The organism is Mitsuaria sp. GD03876, from assembly GCF_029840635.1.
In the GTDB taxonomy this organism is placed as follows: domain Bacteria; phylum Pseudomonadota; class Gammaproteobacteria; order Burkholderiales; family Burkholderiaceae_C; genus Roseateles.
In genome coordinates this window covers 40507-58312 of sequence record NZ_JAOCCU010000004.1, presented here as the reverse complement: position 1 = coordinate 58312, position 17806 = coordinate 40507, and the positions used below count along the sequence as shown (strand labels likewise).

22 protein-coding genes are annotated in these 17806 nt (G+C 63.2%); 6 read left to right on the top strand and 16 right to left on the bottom strand.

The features are described from left to right. Positions 1–340 precede the first annotated feature (340 nt). Positions 341–787 (top strand): Cd(II)/Pb(II)-responsive transcriptional regulator, encoded by a 447-nt coding sequence (gene cadR, locus N5D62_RS03945; RefSeq protein ID WP_279756257.1) that lies wholly within the window; start codon positions 341–343, stop codon positions 785–787. Between the two features lie 49 nt (positions 788–836). Here cadR and N5D62_RS03940 read toward each other — a convergent pair whose 3' ends face one another. The 3 genes from N5D62_RS03940 to N5D62_RS03930 all read right to left on the bottom strand — a co-directional run bounded on the left by N5D62_RS03940 (position 837) and on the right by N5D62_RS03930 (position 3438). After that, positions 837–1133: a hypothetical protein gene (locus tag N5D62_RS03940; RefSeq protein WP_279756256.1), complete on the bottom strand. Its 297-nt coding sequence runs from the start codon at positions 1131–1133 to the stop codon at positions 837–839. A gap of 5 nt (positions 1134–1138) precedes the next feature. Beyond that, positions 1139–2098, bottom strand: a complete 960-nt coding sequence (locus tag N5D62_RS03935) for a tyrosine-type recombinase/integrase (protein WP_279756255.1) — start codon at positions 2096–2098, stop codon at positions 1139–1141. Positions 2099–2202: 104 nt separating this feature from the next. After that, positions 2203–3438: a hypothetical protein gene (locus N5D62_RS03930; RefSeq protein ID WP_279756254.1), complete on the bottom strand. Its 1236-nt coding sequence runs from the start codon at positions 3436–3438 to the stop codon at positions 2203–2205. A 558-nt stretch (positions 3439–3996) separates the two neighbouring features. Between N5D62_RS03930 and N5D62_RS03925 the strand changes: the two genes are divergently transcribed. Next, positions 3997–4263, top strand: a complete 267-nt coding sequence (locus tag N5D62_RS03925; RefSeq protein WP_347881800.1) for a helix-turn-helix transcriptional regulator — start codon at positions 3997–3999, stop codon at positions 4261–4263. A 12-nt stretch (positions 4264–4275) separates the two neighbouring features. Here N5D62_RS03925 and N5D62_RS03920 read toward each other — a convergent pair whose 3' ends face one another. Both N5D62_RS03920 and N5D62_RS03915 read right to left on the bottom strand, forming a co-directional pair. After that, entirely contained in the window at positions 4276–4572 is a 297-nt protein-coding gene (locus N5D62_RS03920; RefSeq protein WP_279756253.1) for a BPSL0761 family protein, read from the bottom strand. Between the two features lie 57 nt (positions 4573–4629). Next, the gene (locus N5D62_RS03915) at positions 4630–4986 is read right to left on the bottom strand and encodes a helix-turn-helix transcriptional regulator (RefSeq protein WP_088384668.1); all 357 of its coding nucleotides are present in this window, start codon (positions 4984–4986) and stop codon (positions 4630–4632) included. A 167-nt stretch (positions 4987–5153) separates the two neighbouring features. On the opposite strand from N5D62_RS03915, the gene N5D62_RS03910 reads away from it, so the two are divergent. The 3 genes from N5D62_RS03910 (at position 5154) to N5D62_RS03900 (ending at position 6426) form a co-directional block, all read left to right on the top strand. Further along, on the top strand, positions 5154–5627 hold the full coding sequence (locus N5D62_RS03910; RefSeq protein WP_279756252.1) for a hypothetical protein: 474 nt from the start codon (positions 5154–5156) through the stop codon (positions 5625–5627). A gap of 65 nt (positions 5628–5692) precedes the next feature. Next, entirely contained in the window at positions 5693–5944 is a 252-nt protein-coding gene (locus tag N5D62_RS03905; RefSeq protein ID WP_279756251.1) for a hypothetical protein, read from the top strand. A gap of 23 nt (positions 5945–5967) precedes the next feature. Further along, a complete protein-coding gene (locus N5D62_RS03900; RefSeq protein ID WP_279756250.1) occupies positions 5968–6426 on the top strand; it encodes an HAD domain-containing protein in 459 nt (152 codons plus the stop codon). Positions 6427–6485: 59 nt separating this feature from the next. Here the strand turns inward: N5D62_RS03900 and N5D62_RS03895 are convergent, their stop codons facing one another. After that, positions 6486–6830, bottom strand: coding sequence for a DUF305 domain-containing protein (locus N5D62_RS03895; RefSeq protein ID WP_279756249.1), 345 nt, complete (start codon positions 6828–6830; stop codon positions 6486–6488). A gap of 238 nt (positions 6831–7068) precedes the next feature. Between N5D62_RS03895 and N5D62_RS03890 the strand changes: the two genes are divergently transcribed. Beyond that, complete coding sequence (locus N5D62_RS03890) at positions 7069–7689, top strand: DUF4148 domain-containing protein (protein ID WP_279756248.1); 621 nt, start codon at positions 7069–7071, stop codon at positions 7687–7689. 61 nt (positions 7690–7750) lie between these two features. Here the strand turns inward: N5D62_RS03890 and N5D62_RS03885 are convergent, their stop codons facing one another. The 10 genes from N5D62_RS03885 to N5D62_RS03840 all read right to left on the bottom strand — a co-directional run bounded on the left by N5D62_RS03885 (position 7751) and on the right by N5D62_RS03840 (position 17654). Then, positions 7751–10144: a copper-translocating P-type ATPase gene (locus N5D62_RS03885; protein WP_279756393.1), complete on the bottom strand. Its 2394-nt coding sequence runs from the start codon at positions 10142–10144 to the stop codon at positions 7751–7753. Positions 10145–10344: 200 nt separating this feature from the next. Further along, entirely contained in the window at positions 10345–10605 is a 261-nt protein-coding gene (locus tag N5D62_RS03880) for a heavy-metal-associated domain-containing protein (protein ID WP_279756247.1), read from the bottom strand. A gap of 176 nt (positions 10606–10781) precedes the next feature. Further along, positions 10782–11123, bottom strand: a complete 342-nt coding sequence (locus tag N5D62_RS03875; RefSeq protein WP_088384660.1) for a four-helix bundle copper-binding protein — start codon at positions 11121–11123, stop codon at positions 10782–10784. 228 nt (positions 11124–11351) lie between these two features. Next, the gene (locus tag N5D62_RS03870) at positions 11352–11735 is read right to left on the bottom strand and encodes a hypothetical protein (RefSeq protein ID WP_279756246.1); all 384 of its coding nucleotides are present in this window, start codon (positions 11733–11735) and stop codon (positions 11352–11354) included. Further along, positions 11732–12088 carry a copper-binding protein gene (locus N5D62_RS03865; protein WP_279756245.1) on the bottom strand — a complete coding sequence of 119 codons (357 nt, stop codon included), beginning with the start codon at positions 12086–12088 and terminating at the stop codon, positions 11732–11734. The genes N5D62_RS03870 and N5D62_RS03865 overlap by 4 nt, the downstream gene beginning before the upstream one ends. A 14-nt stretch (positions 12089–12102) precedes the next feature. Continuing rightward, a complete protein-coding gene (locus N5D62_RS03860; RefSeq protein WP_347881799.1) occupies positions 12103–12411 on the bottom strand; it encodes a DUF411 domain-containing protein in 309 nt (102 codons plus the stop codon). A 181-nt stretch (positions 12412–12592) separates the two neighbouring features. After that, a complete protein-coding gene (locus N5D62_RS03855) occupies positions 12593–13132 on the bottom strand; it encodes a cupredoxin family protein (protein ID WP_279756244.1) in 540 nt (179 codons plus the stop codon). Between the two features lie 54 nt (positions 13133–13186). Further along, positions 13187–14599 carry a copper oxidase gene (locus N5D62_RS03850; protein ID WP_279756243.1) on the bottom strand — a complete coding sequence of 471 codons (1413 nt, stop codon included), beginning with the start codon at positions 14597–14599 and terminating at the stop codon, positions 13187–13189. A gap of 17 nt (positions 14600–14616) precedes the next feature. After that, complete coding sequence (locus N5D62_RS03845) at positions 14617–16059, bottom strand: TolC family protein (protein WP_279756242.1); 1443 nt, start codon at positions 16057–16059, stop codon at positions 14617–14619. Positions 16060–17321: 1262 nt separating this feature from the next. Then, positions 17322–17654 carry a copper-binding protein gene (locus N5D62_RS03840; protein WP_279756241.1) on the bottom strand — a complete coding sequence of 111 codons (333 nt, stop codon included), beginning with the start codon at positions 17652–17654 and terminating at the stop codon, positions 17322–17324. Positions 17655–17806 lie beyond the last annotated feature (152 nt).

Sequence of the window (17806 nt, the reverse complement as noted above, 5' to 3'; positions counted from 1 at the left end):
CTGCCCCAGATCGAATTTCATTGCTCTAACGCCGGCGATCCGCTCCAAGGCGGCGCGGATTTGGCGCTCCTCGTTTGGACAGTCCATGGACGGGATGCGCAGTTCGAGGCGAGCTTCGCGGGGGTTAGCCGGCAGGCTCGTCGGCGGGGCCCCCGGGGCAGCTTCAGAGCAGCCTCCAGAATAGGAGGTTAACCCAGACGGCACTGCCGTCGCGGTGGGCGCGGAGGTCTTGGTCGGCGAAGAGGTGCTCATCCCTGTATTGGAAAACCTCTACCAACTACAGAGTCAAGCCCATGGCCCCTAGAATGTTGATGACTTTCACTCGCTGTCAGTGCCCCCGATGAAGATTGGCGAACTATCCAGCGTGGCGGCGACGCCCATCGAGACGATCAGGTTCTACGAGCGCGAAGGACTGCTGCCGGCGCCTGCGCGGACCGCCGGAAACTTCCGAATCTACGAGGCGGCCCATTTGGACCGTCTGCAGATGATTCGCTACTGCCGCAGCCTGGATATGTCGCTTGACGAGGTTCGGGCGCTGCTGAGTTTTCGGGATAAGCCTGCTGCCGCTTGTGGAGACGTCAACGTCTTGCTCGATCGACACATCCAACACGTTTCGACCCGCATCGAGGAGCTTGGGCTGCTTGAGCGCCAGCTGATGGATCTGCGCAGGCAATGCGGTGACGAACGAACCGCGCAGGACTGCGGGATCCTTGCGGGGATGAAGGAAGCGGCATTGGAGTCGTCGCATTCGCCAGAGGGCGTGCGGCGCCCAGGACGCGACCACTGAGCATCGGGAGCGCTTGGGGAGCGACGCATGACGGATGTGCCTGGCAGATCTAGCGTCCAATCCCGTCGTCCGCAGCGCAACGGGCCAGCCAGTCCTCCATGGCTACGAAACCGCAATCGCCCTCGTGATCGAGGGCGATCCAGCCGCCGCATCGGTCGCTCAACGTCTTGAGTCGCTGGAATTCTTCGGACGAGAGACCGCGTCGATACGTCCCGCCCTGTGCACCGACCAGGTCCTGCCACACCTCCGCGTCGATGCCCAACATCCAGCCAGCCCGGTAGCGACGCTCGGAGATCTCGCAGATGCACTCCGCAAGAGCTCGCTGGTCAGAGGTCAGACCATCCATGGTCATCAATCCGGGAGTCTGCCGCTTGAGGCCAGTGCGCGTTCAATCTTTGCCTTCACCGCGTCCTGGGGAGCGTCGATGTAGCGCAACGCTGAGTTCACGTCCCGCCACCCCACGTGCTCCATCAGCTCCTTCAAATCCCACCCGTTGGCGGTGGCCCAGCCAGCGAAACCGCGGCGGAGGGAGTGGCTGGAGTAGGTGTCGGCTTCCAGAACGCCGGCCTCTTTAAGAATGCGACGCAAAAGTGGCAGCACCGCATGGCTGGCCATATGGTTCCGGGAGATGTTTCCCCAGCGGTCGATGCCTGGGTAAACCGGACCGGTGGTTCTGCCGCTGAGCTCGATCCAGTCGAGAAAGGCATCTACCGGGCAAAGACGGGACAAAGCCGGGCAACGGAATGCCCGGTCATCGTCCTCGTGAGATGTTTTCGTGCGGCCCGGCCTGCAGGTCAAGCTTTGACCGCGCACGGCCTGGACTTCCTCGATGCGCATGTTGGCGAGCTCGTCGGCTCGAAAAGCCCGCCAGAAGCCGAGCAGCAGAAGCGAACGGTCGCGTGCGTGGCGCAGTGCCTGCACGCGCCGTCCGCCTTCGAGGGCGGAGTCCCTGGCGCGCATCAACCAATCGCTGGCCTGCTCCAGCACATCGAGCTGAAGTGGACGCGCGCGGCGCTGGGGGGTGGCGTGTCTGGCCCGGATTCCCCTAAGCACCTTGAGCACCAACGGCGATCGCGTTGGGTCCGCGAAGCCGTTGTCGGCGTGCCATCGCGCCAGGGCCGCCAAATGCAGCCTGAGCGTGCTGATCTTGTAGACCGCTGCGTGCTCAGCCAAGTACCTGGCCACGGTATCGATCGTCGCTGGGAGCAGCCCCTTCCAGTCCACCTCGAAGTGGCGGATCGCGGCTGCGTAGCTGCGCACCGTGTTCTCACGGTCGGCCGCACTGAGGTACTGCTGGACGTCGCCGTTCATAGGGAGTGAGCGTTTTTACCGCGCGACGCGCACGGCCGAGAAGGTTGAGGCGCCGCGTGTAGCCTTCGATGATAAGGACAACGGAGCGAGGATCCTTACGGGATCTACCGGGGGTCGACGTCAGGCGCTACGTTGATCGATGGCGACTGCTGCATCATCTGCACGACGTCGAACAAAGTGTGGCGAGCGACGCTTTGGCGCTTGTAGTCGACCACATAGAACACATGGAAGTCAAAGTGCTGGGCAGGCAGATCTTCGGTGAGCAGGACGATCCTGGCAGCGCCGCCATAGAGGCTGCAGCAACGGACCAGTCCCCTTGCGCCGGTTGCCGGATTCGGCATGGGGGACAGCATCATCCAATGCTTGCCCGCGAAGAGGTAATGGAGCCTGGGCAAAAGCCCCTCGGCCTCCGTCCACGGTGACATACGCAGTTCGGGATTACCGGTTCGGATGGACGACCGCAATGCATCGAACCTTGGGTCGCAGCAGAATGCGCGCCCTTGCTCCAACGCCAGGAGGTTGAAGCCGATCTTGGCGATGAACCGAGCCAGGTCATCGTCCGTGGGCGAATGCCCCGATACACGAATCTGAGGCTGCGGGATGTCGGTCTCGCGCACCAAGGTCGACAGTGACTTGGTGAGCGCGGACAGATTGCGGCGGATCAGCGTCGCAAGGGTCGCGGCTGCGCCCACATCTCGCCCGTTGACTTGGATGACCAAAGAGCCGTTGTCGCGCTCAAGCATCCGCGCCCGGCCACCGGTCTCCGCCTGTGGCAGTTCCATCCAGATGGTGTCTTTGCCAGGCTTGCCTGTCGTGCTCCCGCTCGACGCCGCATACCTGTCCACGGACCAGGCAAGCTGGGCAAAGGTGAGCGACTTTTCAGAATCGGCATCCTTGACGACCAGCTCGACGCGATCGCCCAACACCCGCCCCAGGCGCTGCAGGAATTCACCGACCTTCCGGCGATCGCTGCCGTTGCCTTCGAGCTGGACACCATCGAGGGTGAGCTGAGGCAGGATCTGAGGCGATAGACCGGACCCCAGTTTGTTCTCCAGTGCTCGGCCATCTTCTGTCAGCAGTTTGGCCGACGACGATTCGAAGGTTGGAGCTCGGGTCTTGCCCCCGCGCGACCGACCCTGCGGCTGAAGTGCCAGGCGACCCAGGCCGATCTCGCCGCGTCGCAGCACGCGCACCTCCAACTCCCGCGAGAAGAAGTCGTTGCAGGTCCTGCACACCAGGTCTTCCAGGACAAATGCGTCGCCCGCGCCAAGGCCGGCGGGGATTGCATGCTCGACGTTGAAGGGACCGACCTGCCCGCAGTAGATGCACGCTTGACTCACGACATGACCGCTTCTCAACTCCTGTCGGAATTGCGTGCTACCTGGGGCTTTGCGCCATGGCGGAAATAGCCGCGCGCGCGCCTAGGCGCGCCTCTTCTGCCGTGGGATGCTCCCCGAGTAGGGGACGCGAACGACATCCTCGTCCCCGCCCTCGCGAACACCCAGTCCGAGGACCAGGACTGCTCGATACAGGTCCTGGCCGACGCAGTCGACCTCGACATCGGCCCAGTACGGTTCACCCATCCTCACAGCCTCATATGAAGTGCCATCGTGCTTCGAGCTGTCTTGGGCCGCTCGACCGATGCGCGCCATCGCTTTGCGCGCGGCTGCGCCCGCGAGCCCTCGCATTATGGAGTCCGAGCGCTACCGATCAGGGCCGTGCATGTCTCGCCACAAACAGGAGCGAGGCGCCTTGAGCAGTTAGAGCAGCAATGTGGCTCATGTCATGGTGCTCGCCAACCGATTCCGAAGACGCGGTACTTCGATATTGATTATGGCGTTTTCCCATAATTCTTCTTCCCTCTGATCCTGCCAGGTTGCATTTGCAGCCAGGTCAGGATGAGAAGCCCGCTCCACAGTGAGAAGTACAAGTTGTTCCTTGAGGAGTTGAACGTCCTCAGGGCCGATGCTGGCCTGAGCCAGATGGAGCTGGCGGAGCGCCTGCAGATTGGCCAGGACATCGTCAGCCGCTGCGAATCTGGACGACGGCGCGTCGACGTCTTCGAGCTGGCCCTGTGGACACACGCGTGCGGCACGACGCTTGAGGCATTCGTCAAGCGCCTGGACGAAAGAATCCAGCGCCACCAGCTTCCCAGTCTCTTGTAGGGCGTTGTCGCCTCACGGGAAGTGCCGAAGCACGACCGCAAGCATGTACCGGCGCTGCGCCGAGCATCCGCTGCCGGCTTGCACCCGATGAAACAGCAAGCGTGCCTTCAGGAGCGCGCTGGCGTAGTCGTCAAGCGCGTCAGGATCAGCGGCATCGAACTGCCGCATGAATTCCTGCGTCGGGTAGTCGGCAAGCGCTGCAGCCGCCGCATTGCGCCAATCCGCGGGGAGATCCGGGTCCAGTGACAGCTCCTCCAGCGCCTCTCGTCCCCACCCGAGATTGCGACGCCGCTCTTCTGGCGTCGTCAACGGAGCTGCCCCCACCGCCACGGCGGTGGCTGATACGCTGCATCGCCCATTCGTGGACTAGTCTTCGCTCATGGGGGGGCGCTGCAGCAAATCGCTGAGCCGAGCGTGTGCCGACCGCGATGCCCGCCTGCTCCCTTTGCCCGCCTTGGGCCGCATACGTAACGCGTCGAGCCGTCTCAATTCGGCGTCGAGCTCCTTCAAGAAGCGCAAGAAGCCGTAGTCCAGCGCCTCCAGCCAGTCGCGCAAGCCGATGATGTCCAGACGGGTCTGGCCGCTTTCGACGTAGCTGACCGCACCTTGGCTGCGACCTATCAGCAGCGCAAGGTCGGCCTGCCGCAGGCCGCGGGCTTCCCGTAGCTTGCGGAGCTTGTCCAGAAGGATCTCGTTGTGACGGCTGTGCAGAGTTTTGACCATGGAGAGCTCTCAGCCTCGCACCGTATCCGACCCCGCGCCGTATCAAAAATTTGGTTATGGACGTGCTGGCCGAACAATCGGTGCCATGTCAACCATCCCACCGCCGGAGCCGTATGGTCCCTGGCAACAGACCGATGTTTCTCTCGCTCCCGCAGTATGAGTTCCCCATGCCCGAAGGCCTCAACGTGCCCGGAGGCAAACACTGGCGGGTCGTCGAGATGACGCTGCACTCACCCTGGTTTCTTCTCACGGTGGAGCGGCCAGATCCAGGCGATCTTGGATGGAAGCCGACCCATACCTTGTGCATAGCGTGGGACACGGACTTGGCCGACGCAATCAAGGCCGTCGATGCCGCGAGTGTGCGCGGTCTCGTGGCGATGATTCCGGCCTGGGCGTCTCCGACCGGCCAGTGGTGCTCGCGGGAAATCAACGAAGTTTGGCTCCGCAGCGACGAGTCGGGCAAGGTGGTGACCTTGCGAGATGTGGCGGGGAAGACGCTGGATGTGGGTGTGCCCATGCAGACGCCACCACCCGATCGGAAGGCAGAGCTGCTACTGCGGCTCAACACGCGAGCTCCCAAGTTGCGCCCCCGAGTCTGCGTGACGGGGCGTGGCCGGCCCCGCGTGGCACGGGCGGAGTAAACGACAACGCGCGCAAGGATGGAAATCCATCGCCGCTGTTTGAACCAACATCAACTCCAGACCAGATGAGCACAGAGCGCTTTTTCGAGATCCGTAAAGGGATCATGCTGAACTTCTTCACAGGCCGCGAGCAGTACGACGAACTGATCGAGCCCGGTCAGGGGCACCTGATGTTCAACGACCACTCCATCCACTGGGTCATCGACGGCGAACGGCGCAGGTCCGACACCGTCAACTGGGCCATCCAGTTCTGGCTCAACGACGGCTCCATCGTGGAGAACCCGGCGTTGGGTACAGTCTGGGCGCCGCGCGGCTAATCGTGCGCCATTCGCATCAAAGCGTGATCGTCGGCGCGCGCACGGTCGGTTTCCATCGAATCGTGTTCACAGACTTTGACGGGGTCCTGCACTCTGCGCAAGGCTCCAACGGCCGTATGCTTCCGTTCGAGTGGCTGACCATCCTGGCTGATGAGCTCGCAGCGTTTACGGATGTGGGGGTATGCGTTCATTCCAGTTGGCGCGAACAGTTCGCCGATGACTATCTGAGGGACTTCCTCGGACCACTGGCTTCACGGTTTGCTGGTGCGGTTCCACGCGGCGCAAAGGCCGCGGCCATCGCTCAGTTCTTGCACGCGCAGCCGCGGATCGTAGACGCACTCGTGCTCGACGATGAGCCTGACGAGGTGCGCAATTGCGGAGCGATGATCCTTGCCTGCGATCCTCAGCTGGGCATCTCCTGTAGCCAGACCCGGCGGCGACTGCGGGCCTGGCTTCGGAGCACGCCCAGCCCGATGTCATAGCCGAGCTCGGGCGTTGGATCGCGAGTGGTCGGCGATCGGAGTCAATCCAGCCCTTGAAGTCACTTGTGCTGCTGGAGCCACGCGTCGAGTTCCCCGATCTCCTTGGACTGATCGTCGATCATCTTTTGCGCCATTGCTTTGAGTGGCGCAGACTTGCCGCTCTGCATCTCGACCTTGGCCATCTCGATCGCTTGCTGATGATGCATCTTCATCATCATGGCGAAATCCTTGTCGGTGTCGCCGCTGAGCTTCATGCCCTGCATCGACCTCATTCCCGACTCCATCGAGCTCTTGAGCTTGTCGGAGGGAGAGTTGGCAGCCTGCGCAAGCGCGCCGCCGATGGAGCACACGCTCACGACTGCAATCAGGATCAGCTGTCGAGCTCGGGAAGTTTCAGTTCTCATGAAATGCTCCTACGAAGAAGTTGAAGGACCAACCACCTCACGAGGTGACGTGGCTCTTTTGATCCGGCAAGGCGCACTCCCAACATCGCGGCTCGGCGCTTCATGACAGCTTCGTAATGGCGGCGACAGGTCCTTGTGGCCCCCGACTTTCTACAGTGATCTCCATGGCGCTCGAGTTCGACGCCAAGTCTGCGATGACCACCCGGTTGCTCGCAATGCAAACCACAAGGAGTTCACCATGTTCCGCACCCTCACGCCCTTCGCCTTGGCCGCCGCCGCTGCGCTCACCGTGACCGCCGCACCCGCTTCTGCCGACAACGGTTTCACGCAAGGCAATAGTGAGTCGGGAGGCGCCTACCATGTCATGCCTTCCGCGAAGACACGTGCGCAGGTCCTTGCCGAGCTGGCGCAGGCCCGTGCCGACGGCTCGCTGGCCAAGATCAACAGCGAAGCTGGGTACGCCCCCGAGTTTGAAGCCGCCTCTGGCTCCTCGCGTGCAAAGGCCCCCAGCTCGGTCGTGGCCGGCCAGTCCTCTCGCCTGGAGTTCGATGCACCGGCCGCCGGCGGCGGGCGCACACGCGCTGAGGTGATCGAGGAGCTCAAGCGCGCACGAGAGGACGGCACGCTGGACAAGATCCATAGCGAGGCAGGTTATGCACCCGAGTTCGAGCCTGCGCCGGCGCGTCGCTTGGCGCCGAGCAAGGACATGAAGACCTCGGCGACCGGTGAGCAAAGCAGTGCGCTGAAGTTCGAAGCGCCCGCCGCAGGTGGCCGCACTCGGGCCGAGGTGCTCGAAGAGTTGCGCCTCGCACGTCAGGACGGCAGCCTGCGGCGCATGAACACCAATCGCGGATACTGAATGACGAGGCGCTCGTCGGGAAGACCGGTGGGCGCCAATCTATCTGGTCTGGCCGGCAAGGTCAGTCGCCAGTCTCTTCGGACGAGGACCGACGCAACCTTAGCGCGTTGAACACCACGCTGGCCGAGGACAGGCTCATGGCGAGCGCCGCGATCATCGGCGACAGAAGCCAGCCGGTGAAGGGATACAGAACGCCGGCAGCCAGCGGCACGCCCAGTGCGTTGTAGAAGAAAGCAAACCCCAGGTTCTGCCGCATGTTGGCAACGGTGGCGTCGGAGATCGCCTTCGCACGGGCGATGCCGCGCAGGTCCCCCTTGACGAGCGTCAACTGGGCGCTGTTCATCGCCACATCCGTGCCAGTGCCCATGGCAACCCCCACATCCGCCTTGGCAAGTGCCGGAGCGTCGTTGATACCGTCTCCCGCCATGCCCACGACGCGCCCTTCGCCCTGCAGGCGTTCAACGAGCGCCAGCTTGTCCGCGGGCTGCACCTCACCGTGCACTTCGTCAATACCGAGGCGACGCGCTACCGCCTGGGCCGTTGTCAGTCCGTCCCCAGTGGCCATCACAACCCGTATGCCTGCTGCCTGAAGCGCGCGCAATGCCTCGGGAGTGCTCTGCTTGATCGGATCGGAAACCGCCAGCAGCCCCAGCAGCACCTGATTGCTCGCGAGGTACATCACACTGCTGCCGCGAGTACGAAGCTCTTCAGCTGCGGAACTCAGGGGCGCGACATTCACGCCGTCCAGCTGCATCAAGGCTGTATTGCCCAGGGCGAGGCTCTTGCCTTCGACTTGGCCGCGTACGCCGATGCCCGTCGAGGATTCGAAGTTCGTCGCAGCCACGAGCACAAGGTTCTGAGCTTTGGCGGCCTGCACGATCGCCTGAGCCAACGGATGCTCGCTGGCCTGATCAAGGCTGGCCGCCAGACGCAAGACTTCTGTTTGGGACTCCCCGGGCGCGGCGACCACTTGTTCAAAGGCCGGTCTGCCCTCGGTCAGCGTGCCTGTCTTGTCCACGACCATGGTGTCGACGCGTCGTAGGTGCTCGATGGCCGACGCGTCACGGAACAAGATGCCTTGCGTCGCGGCCTTACCCGTGGCCACCATGATGGACATCGGCGTAGCCAAGCCCAGCGCGCAGGGGCACGCAATGATCAGCACGCTCACTGCGTTGATCAACCCGTACTGCCAGCCTTGCTCTCCGCCGAAAACCCCCCAGCCAAAGAACGACAGCAGCGCGACGCCAATGACAGCCAAGACAAACCAGCCCGCCACCCGATCCGCCATGCGTTGCATGGGGGCCCTGGAGCGCTGAGCTTGAGCAACCATTTGCACAATCTGAGAAAGCATCGTTTGCGACCCCACGCGTTCGGACCTCATGATCAGCGCTCCAGTCGTGTTGATCGTGGCCCCGATGACCTTGTCGCCAACGCGCTTGGTGACCGGAACGGGTTCGCCGGTAAGCATGGATTCATCGATGGCGCTTTGCCCCTCCTCGACGATGCCGTCCACAGGCACCTTTTCGCCCGGGCGGATGCGAAGTCGGTCTCCGACATGCACATGGGTCAACGGTACATCCTCCTCGCCGCCGTCCGCCGAGATACGCCTGGCGGTTTTCGGTGCGAGGCCGAGCAGCGATTTGATGGCTGCGGATGTCTGCGAGCGAGCGCGCAACTCCAGCATCTGCCCCAGCAGCGTCAAGGAAATGATGACCGCGGCAGCCTCGAAGTACACCCCGATGCGGCCGTGCGCCATGAAGCTGGTCGGGAATGCCTGCGGCGCGACCGTGGCCACCACGCTGTAGACGAAAGCCGCTCCTGTGCCCAGCCCGATCAATGTCCACATGTTGGGGCTGCGCTGTCGCACTGACTCGGCGCCTCTTACCAAGAACGGCCACCCTGCCCACAGAATGATGGGCAGCGACAGCACGAGCTCCACCCAACTCTGCTTCGCCGGAGTGAGCCAGCCGAGCCGATGCCCCGCCATGGCCAGGGCCGTGACGACGACCGTCAGCGGAAGCGTCCACCAGAAGCGACGAGCGAAGTCCCGCAGCTCGGGGTTGTCATCGTCCGCCGCCTCAGGAATCAGCGGCTCAAGCGTCATGCCGCATTTGGGGCAATTGCCGGGATGATCCTGGCGGATCTCGGGGTGCATGGGGCACGTGTAGATCGTCGACGTCGATGGCGGGTGAACGTCAGGCGCATCGGGCGCGCCCACGCGAGCAGTGTGCTGGTGAACGTGCCGGTGTTCAGACTGCGGAGCAGGCCCGAACGACGACGCCGCGCCGCTGGCCTCGTGGTTGTGGGGCTGTGTCTGTTGAGCGTTGCCAGCATGCACCTGTGCGCCAATGCCGGCGCCGGCTCGATGCGTTGGGACGGCCCCGGCTGACGCGACCAGGTGCATACCGCACTTCGGACACCGTCCAGGGCCGCTCTGACGGACCTCCGGATGCATCGGGCAGGAGAAGTCCGCCGCGGCGCCGGCTTCACCAATCGTTGGAACCGTCGCCGGCTTCAATTCGTGATGGGTGGGGTACTTGCTCATTTTTTTCTCCTCCGGTCTTGAGGGAGAGTCCGCGCCGTGCAGTTGCGTCGCGGACTCGAAGTACGGCAGTTTTGGTCAGGACATCGCTGCGGGGCCGAGGTATTTGCCGCTTACGGCCTGCAGCCACCGCAACAGCTTGCGGGGCTGGATGTGGTCGCCCCTTGCGGGGCAGCCGGCTCGCTTGGCGTGTATCCCGCCTGCTCAAGTGCTGTTTTTAGCTCGCTCGCTTGCGCTTGGCCGGAGTCAATCCGCACCAGCTTGGCGGTCAGGTCCACCTCGACCCGAGCTTGCGGGTCGACCTCCTTGACCGCCTTGCTGATCTTGCTGGCGCAACTGCGGCAGCTCATATCGGGAACTTCAAACGTAAGCATGGGATGCTCCTCGGGTCGCTCCGGAACAACTCCGGCAAGTGACACTCTGCAGCTTCCCATCGTGGGAAGGTCCAGCGCATTTTTCGGGCCCGCTGTCCAGAGTTGTCATTTCGGGACCTACCGTTCAGCGAATCTGATCAAGCCTGCCGCCCCAACGCGTCCTTGCGCGCCGAGACCTAGGCGTTGGTTGAGCCGGTCATGCTGCGACACAGTGCTGCGCAGTTGCGGCAGGCTTGCGCGCAGGCTTGGCAGTGATCCATGTCGTGCTTGCCGCATTCCTCTGCACAGCTGTCGCAGATTTCCGCACATAGGGCGCAGATGGAGCGAGCGTGCTCACTGCCGCGAGCCATCGCCGCGGAGGCCAGCTGGCAGATGGCTGCGCAGTCGATGTCCAGCGCGATGCATCGCGACATCGCATGCACGTCGCTTTCTTGGAGGCACGCACTTGCGCAATGGTTGCACGCTGCCGCGCACTCGTCGCAGGCGTCGATGCACGACGCAAACTGTTCGTGGGCCATGATGATTCACTCCTTGTAGTCACCGACGATTCGGCCTAATCAGCGAGCAAGGCACAGTCCCGGGCCACCGAGTCGATATGGAGTCGCATGCCGCTGCTTGACGCTCAAAAACACGCGCACCCCTGCCTGCCGTCCCGGATGGGTTGTGACAAGCAAGAGGGTGAGCAGGATGTGCGGGCGCGGCGGCTGAATCTGCCCCCGTATGTCAAAAGGTCTTCACGCCATGGCTCACTGGACCTTTCGCAAGACGGAGCGCGCTGTCGCGGTGGATGTGGTCTTGTTGGCCCACATCCAGCAGTAGTGCTGATCCGCAGCAACTTCCAGCGAGCCCTCGGCCTTGGTCGCGGCGTCGTGCTTGGCGGGGTACCGTGCCTCCTTGCCTTCGTGGTAGTGCACGTTGAAGTTCAGCGGCGCGTCCGAATCGAACTCCCACTGCACCTTTTCGCCTTGACGCAACTTTGTGCACCACTCCGCGAACTTGCCCGGAGCGACTTGGAATTCACGCTGCGACGAACCATCCGGCTGCCACTGCACGTCCACCAACTCCGCTCGCACCGTGGTGAACAGCATCATGAGCACAAGAAAGGCGACAACGGCTTTGAGAGGACTCACTTGGCGGCCTCGATCTGCGTGACGACCAAAGCGCCGGCGCGCTTCTCGGCGGCAAAACGAACCTTGTCACCCACCTTGAGCTTGTCGATTGCGGCCGGGTCCGAAACCTGAAACACCATGGTCATCGCGGGCATCTCCAGGTTCTTGATCTCGCCGTGTTTGAGCGTGATCTTCTTGTTCGCTGTGTCAATGCGGCGAACTTCGCCTTCGGTCATCGCCGACGCTTCGGGGGCCGTCTGCGCTGAGGCAGGCGAGGAGGATTGCTGCACGGCCTGGTCGCCCGCGGCGTGAGCCCCGCCGGCGGTCATCAGCACGAAAGCAGTCAATGCAAAACGCACAAAGTGGGACTTCATAACAACTCCTTGGATCAACGGTGGTAGGACTGGAACACGCGCGTGGAGCCGTCTTTGAGGACGAGCAACACGTCGTAGGGTTGGGTCTGGTTGTCGAAGTCGGGGCCATTCATGCCGGGGCTGCCCAACGGCATGCCGGGCACGGCCAAGCCAATCGCCACGGGGCGCTCTCTGAGCAAGCGCTTGATTTCCTTGGCTGGCACATGACCCTCGATGGCGTAGCCCTCGATGCGCGCGGTATGGCACGAGCCCAAAGCGAGGGGGATCCCAAGTGACTTGCGAGCATCGGTGTTTCCGCTGTTGTGGATGGTGCCGATGCTCATGCCCTGCGCCTGTAGGTGCGTCAACCACGCCTTACAGCAACCGCACTCGGGGGATTTCCACACTTCGACGGCCCAGGCAGCCGGGGACGGTCGTGCAGCGGCGTGTTTAACCGCTGCAAGGCCCAAGCCAAGACCTGCCCAGACGGCGCGGCGCCGATTCATGAGACCGGTCATGGCTTGCTCAGTGTGCGTGGTCGGTGTGGCCGTCCGCCTTGGCGCCTGCCTTGGTAGCACTCACCTTTGCGCCGGATTTGGCAACGGTGACCGCGCCCTTCATCCCCGCGTCGTAGTGCCCGGGCTGAAGGCACGCGAAGTCGACCTTGCCCGCCTTGGTGAACTGCCAGATCACTTCGCCGGTCTTGCCACCAGCCAGCGTGATCATCTGCGGATCTTCGTGCTCCATCTCGGGGTTCTTGAGCATGGCCTGATAGTGCTCCTTGAGTTCTTGCTCGGTGCCGAGCACAAATTCGTGTTTGACCTGTCCAGAGTTCTTGACCTTGAAGCGGATGGTCTCGCCTTGCTTGACTTCAACGCTGGCCGGCGTGAAGCGCATGTTGTCGGTCATGTCGACGTTGACGGTGCGCGTGACCTGTTGAGCTTTACCAGGTTTGCCAATGGCACTGTCTTCGTTCCCGTGTCCGTCGGCATGGTTGCCGGACGCAAATGCTGCAGTGGAGCCGATTGCAACCAGAACGGCGGCGAGCAGGTGTTGGATCTTCATGATTGATTCCTTAACAAAACGGTCTTGCTTGGGGGTTGGAAAGTGGGGGCGCTGTCAGTGGTTCTCGTGGCCGCCGCTGGGCTTGCGCACGCGCATCTCGACATTGCCTGGGGGTTTGCGGGCCAACGGCATGGTCTGGCCTCCAGCGCTGAAGGACCGCGCCGGCTCCGGCAGTACACCGGTGAACTCGTACGCGACCTCGCCCTTGGGGTGCTGGTACCAGCCTGGATCCTTGAAGTCGCCGCGCTTTTGGTCCGCACGAACCTTCATCACCGTGAACATGCCGCCCATCTCGACCGGGCCGAACGGGCCTTGCCCGGTCATCATCGGTAGCGTGTTGTCCGGGATAGGCATCTCCATCTCAGCCATATCCGCCATGCCGCGCTCGCCCATGGCCATGTAGTCGGGGATCAGCTTGTTGACCTGCTTGACGATGCCCGTGTGGTCCACCCCGATCATGTTGGGCAGGCCATGTCCCATTGCATTCATCGTGTGGTGGCTCTTGTGGCAATGGAACGCCCAGTCGCCAGGCTCGTTGGCGACGAACTCGATCGCGCGCATCTGTCCGACAGCAACGTCCGTCGTGACCTCATCCCACCGAGAGCTCTCGCGGGTCCAGCCGCCATCGGTGCCGGCGACCACAAACTCGTGACCGTGCAGATGGATCGGGTGGTTCGTCATCGTGAGGTTGCCTACCCGGATGCGCACGCGCTCGCCCTGACGCGCCACCATCGGATCGATGCCCGGGAACACGCGCGAGTTGAAGGTCCACAGGTTGAAGTCGGTCATCTCGCTCACCCGCGGGGTGTAGCTGCCCGGCTCAATGTCGTAGGCGTTCAGGATGAAGCCGTAGTCGCGATCGACCGGCATGAACTTCGGATCCTTCGGGTGCACGATGAACATCCCGTACATGCCCATGGCCATCTGCACCATCTCGTCCGCGTGCGGGTGATACATGAAGGTGCCGCTGCGCCGCACGACGAACTCGTACACGAAAGTCTTGCCGGGCTGAATGTGGGGCTGATTGAGGCCGCCAACCCCGTCCATCCCATTCGGCAGACGGACGCCATGCCAATGGATCGTGGTGTGCTCTGGGAGCTTGTTTGTGACGAACAGGCGAACCCGGTCGCCTTCCACGAGCTCGATGGTCGGACCGGGCGAGCTTCCGTTGTAGCCCCACAGGTGCGCCTTCATACCGGGCGCGAACTCACGGACAACGGGCTCGGCGACCAGATGGAACTCCTTGACGCCATTGTTCATGCGCCAAGGCAGGCTCCAGCCGTTGAGCGTGACCATGGGGTTGTAGGGACGGCCGGTGGTGGGATAGAGCGGCGCTGCGGAGGAGGGATTGGATTGATAGACCGGCTCGGGCAAGGCGGCCATGGCCACTTTGCTCACGGTCGAGGCCGCCACGGCGGCACCCGCCGCGGCGGTACCCGCCAGAAATCGGCGTCGGCTGTTTGTCATATGCATCTCCGTAGAAATCAGTGACCCGCGTCGCCGCCAGCAGGCGCGGCAGACGACGCTTGGAAGGTGATCGAGTCCACGGGCTTGCCGATCAGCGTGGCTTGCAGAGCCGCGTCGGCAAGCCAGAAGTCGCGCTGCGCTTCCAGGGCTTGGTTGACGCTGGAGATCTGCTCGCGCGCGTCGGCAATGAGTTCGAACACTCCGATCAGCATCCCGTTGTAGCGAAGCTGGTTCTCCTCGGAGATCGTCTTACGCAGCGGCACGACTTCCTCCATGTAGTGACGAGCCACATCGAAGGCGGTGCGATAGGCACCGTAGGTCTCGCGTACTTGAGAAGTCGCTTCGACCGCCAGCTGCGCGGTGCGATTGACCGCCGCCATGTAGGTCGCCTGCGAGCGCGCGCGCACGGCGTCGCCGAAGTCGAACAGCGGGATCGGGAGCTCAACATCAAACCCCTTCTGAGGAGGTTGCCCGGTCTCGCTGTTTCGCACTGCGGCCACGTGCAACCCGTTGATCACACTCGTCACGCGACTGAGCCCGAGTTCACGGGCCGTGGTTTGCAGATCCGCCCGCGCCATGCGGACATCGAGTCGTTGGTCGATCGCCTGCTGCTCCACCTGCGCCTCATCGCGTGGGGACTTCGGCAGTTCGGGCAAGCGCTCCGGCAACTTGAGCATGCGCGCTTGTGCCGCGTCCAAGCCGAGACTGCGCACGAGCGCTTCGCGGCTGCTTTGAGCGCTTTGCCGCGCTCTGGCCAGTTGCGCCACCGCCTCCGCGGCGAAGGCTTGCTCCCGGGCCCGTTGAAGCTTGCTGAAGTTGCCAACCGCCTGCATGCGCCTGGCCAACTCGGCGGTCGCGTCTGCCGCGACCTTGACTTGCTCGGCGTACTGGACCTGCTGCTGGGCCGCGACCGCGCGGATCCAGTTCTGACGGGCTTCAGTTGCCGCCTGGACCACGTCGCCCGCAAGTCGCAGCTGTAGTTGCTGCTGCTGGAAGCTGGCAATACGCATGCGGCTGGGCAGCAGCAGGAGGTCGAACAAGGAGATTCCCAGCGACCTGCCAATATCTAGATCTCGATCAGCACCTTGCCCGCGCACCAAGCGCTCGAAGGTGAAGACTGGATTGGGCAACCGCGCACCTTGTGCCGCGGTGGCAGACGCAGCCGCGCTGTCGTACAGCGTCGCTTGTAGCGCAGGGCTGTAGGCCAGCGCCAACCGCACCGCATCGTCGGCGGTCAATGGCTGGGCCAAGATCGTTTGAACGTCCTTCGCCGCTTGTTCGCGGGCTTCAGAGGAACGCAGCCATTTCACCTCGGCGCCAAGTCGACTCTGTGTGAGGGACTGCACCTCGCCGAAATTGCTATCAATGGCGGTGCTGGCGCATCCGGCGAGCAGGGTCACTGCAAGCGGAATGGCGGCCCAGCGGATGCGTCGCGCGACGCGGCTCTCCCGGCTGTTCATGCGCGGTCTCCGGTAGTTCATTGATGTTGGGAATGGCCACCGCTCGCCTTGGGCGCCGGTGCGGACGGGGATTGCGGCGTCTGGACCGCAGCGGGGCGAGGCGGCTTGACCTCGGACGCCGTCTTATCAGGCCGCCCAGCAGACTGGTGCGCCGGGGCAGTCGCTGCGCTCGGCAGCGGCGCGTCCGCGCCGGCCGCTTCTTTGGCATACGTACGCCAGCCGCCAATCTGGCCCACGCGGTCGTTGGACGCTTTCCAAGACTGAACGGGCTCGTCCGCAAATCGACGGTAGTTCTCGAAGCTTGAAACGTAGCGCTGGTCGCTAGCTGTGCGGCTGGGCGACGAGGCCGTCCCGACCGCGGCTTGAGCAGCTGGAGGGGGTTGCGGTTTAGAGGCCTGGGGGGAAACCTGCGGCGCTGGCGCAGCGGTATGACCCGAGTGTTGGGCGAACGCTGGCAACGCAAGGACAAATGCCCACGCGCCAAGGGTAGATCGGCAAAACATGTCGTTCCTCGTGAACTCCGTCCTGGAGCAGGACAGACTCGCCGCGCCTAGTGCGAATCAAGGGCGCAGCAACTCAGTTCGACGTGTTCGATGCGGAGTCGTGCTCAAGGCGAGCAGATCCAGCGTCGCACGCGGCGAACGTCTTCAGAGGAAGGACGTTCGTGGTGGACGCTCAGGCCCGGCGGTGCCGAATTCTGGGTCTGGCGTGACCGATGGCAGGTGCCGATCCTTTTCCACTTCGGTCGGCGCTAAAGCGGGAGCCTCAGATGGCAGCGCGGCAGCGCCGCAGCAAGAAGCACATACGTTGCACTTCCCGGTGACTTTGACAGGAGTCTTAGCGAGAGCCTTGGTAGCGTCGACGCGCTTGTCTTCTTCGTGCGAGCCCGAATGCTCGTTCGGAGATCCCGAATCCTGTGCGCTCGGCTCGTCATGCTGTGGAGCGTGGCTGGTGTGCACATGCGGGGCCAGTTCCCCCCCCCGGCCGAACTCCTCGGAGTGCTGGTGGCCTCTCTGATCCTGGACAAGCGATGCCCCGACTTGATGATGATCCATCCCGCAGCAACGCATGGCCGCGGCCACCGCGCCCTGAAGAGGCACGGCCAAGGCCAGCAGGCATACGAGTGCAGTTCGGACCAGCAGGGTCATGTGAATCAGTTTAGAGGGGCAAGGACGTAGTGTGGAAGGGGGGCAATCGGGAAGCCAGAACCCGCTTGCGGGTTCCTCATATAGAACCCACTCTGCCGAACCAAGGGAAAATACTTACTTCTGGAGTTCCAGGATGCGGATTGCGCCGTCCACCTTGTCTGCCTTGAACTTCACCTGATCACCGGCCTGAAGGCCGGCCAGGACCGAGGCATCTGCGCGGAACACCATCGTCATTCCGGGCATCCCCAGGTTTTCAATGGGGCCGTGCTTGATCGTGAGCTTGCCTTGGCTGACATCGACCTTCTTGATCTCGCCCAGCGTGAAGTTGCCGGACGGGGGGCGCTCGTCAGCAGTGCTGGTCGCGTCGTTGGCCGCCACGGCTGCCCAAGGCGCCAAGGAAGCCGCCGCGGCAAGCGCGGCCGATAGGGCAAATGCACGGACATTCATGAACTCGCTCCAGTTAAGAGCCGCCTGCACAACATGTACGGGAAGCATGGCAGCCACTCTACAGGGCGAGCCCCCACGGCTTGGGGACGGGAAGATTACAGACCGGTAATGTGGTCGTCCTCGTTGCGAGGGGCATCATGCGTCACACTCGA

What these genes read in the sequence shown, in the direction of transcription:
- cadR (WP_279756257.1), top strand. Translation starts at nt 341, where the DNA reads ATGAAGATTGGCGAACTATCCAGCGTGGCGGCGACGCCCATCGAGACG.
- N5D62_RS03940 (WP_279756256.1), bottom strand. Translation starts at nt 1,133, where the DNA reads ATGGATGGTCTGACCTCTGACCAGCGAGCTCTTGCGGAGTGCATCTGC.
- N5D62_RS03935 (WP_279756255.1), bottom strand. Translation starts at nt 2,098, where the DNA reads ATGAACGGCGACGTCCAGCAGTACCTCAGTGCGGCCGACCGTGAGAAC.
- N5D62_RS03925 (WP_347881800.1), top strand. Translation starts at nt 3,997, where the DNA reads ATGAGAAGCCCGCTCCACAGTGAGAAGTACAAGTTGTTCCTTGAGGAG.
- N5D62_RS03915 (WP_088384668.1), bottom strand. Translation starts at nt 4,986, where the DNA reads ATGGTCAAAACTCTGCACAGCCGTCACAACGAGATCCTTCTGGACAAG.
- N5D62_RS03910 (WP_279756252.1), top strand. Translation starts at nt 5,154, where the DNA reads ATGCCCGAAGGCCTCAACGTGCCCGGAGGCAAACACTGGCGGGTCGTC.
- N5D62_RS03905 (WP_279756251.1), top strand. Translation starts at nt 5,693, where the DNA reads ATGAGCACAGAGCGCTTTTTCGAGATCCGTAAAGGGATCATGCTGAAC.
- N5D62_RS03895 (WP_279756249.1), bottom strand. Translation starts at nt 6,830, where the DNA reads ATGAGAACTGAAACTTCCCGAGCTCGACAGCTGATCCTGATTGCAGTC.
- N5D62_RS03890 (WP_279756248.1), top strand. Translation starts at nt 7,069, where the DNA reads ATGTTCCGCACCCTCACGCCCTTCGCCTTGGCCGCCGCCGCTGCGCTC.
- N5D62_RS03885 (WP_279756393.1), bottom strand. Translation starts at nt 10,144, where the DNA reads ATGCATCCGGAGGTCCGTCAGAGCGGCCCTGGACGGTGTCCGAAGTGC.
- N5D62_RS03880 (WP_279756247.1), bottom strand. Translation starts at nt 10,605, where the DNA reads ATGCTTACGTTTGAAGTTCCCGATATGAGCTGCCGCAGTTGCGCCAGC.
- N5D62_RS03875 (WP_088384660.1), bottom strand. Translation starts at nt 11,123, where the DNA reads ATGGCCCACGAACAGTTTGCGTCGTGCATCGACGCCTGCGACGAGTGC.
- N5D62_RS03865 (WP_279756245.1), bottom strand. Translation starts at nt 12,088, where the DNA reads ATGAAGTCCCACTTTGTGCGTTTTGCATTGACTGCTTTCGTGCTGATG.
- N5D62_RS03860 (WP_347881799.1), bottom strand. Translation starts at nt 12,411, where the DNA reads ATGAGCATCGGCACCATCCACAACAGCGGAAACACCGATGCTCGCAAG.
- N5D62_RS03855 (WP_279756244.1), bottom strand. Translation starts at nt 13,132, where the DNA reads ATGAAGATCCAACACCTGCTCGCCGCCGTTCTGGTTGCAATCGGCTCC.
- N5D62_RS03850 (WP_279756243.1), bottom strand. Translation starts at nt 14,599, where the DNA reads ATGACAAACAGCCGACGCCGATTTCTGGCGGGTACCGCCGCGGCGGGT.
- N5D62_RS03845 (WP_279756242.1), bottom strand. Translation starts at nt 16,059, where the DNA reads ATGAACAGCCGGGAGAGCCGCGTCGCGCGACGCATCCGCTGGGCCGCC.
- N5D62_RS03840 (WP_279756241.1), bottom strand. Translation starts at nt 17,654, where the DNA reads ATGAATGTCCGTGCATTTGCCCTATCGGCCGCGCTTGCCGCGGCGGCT.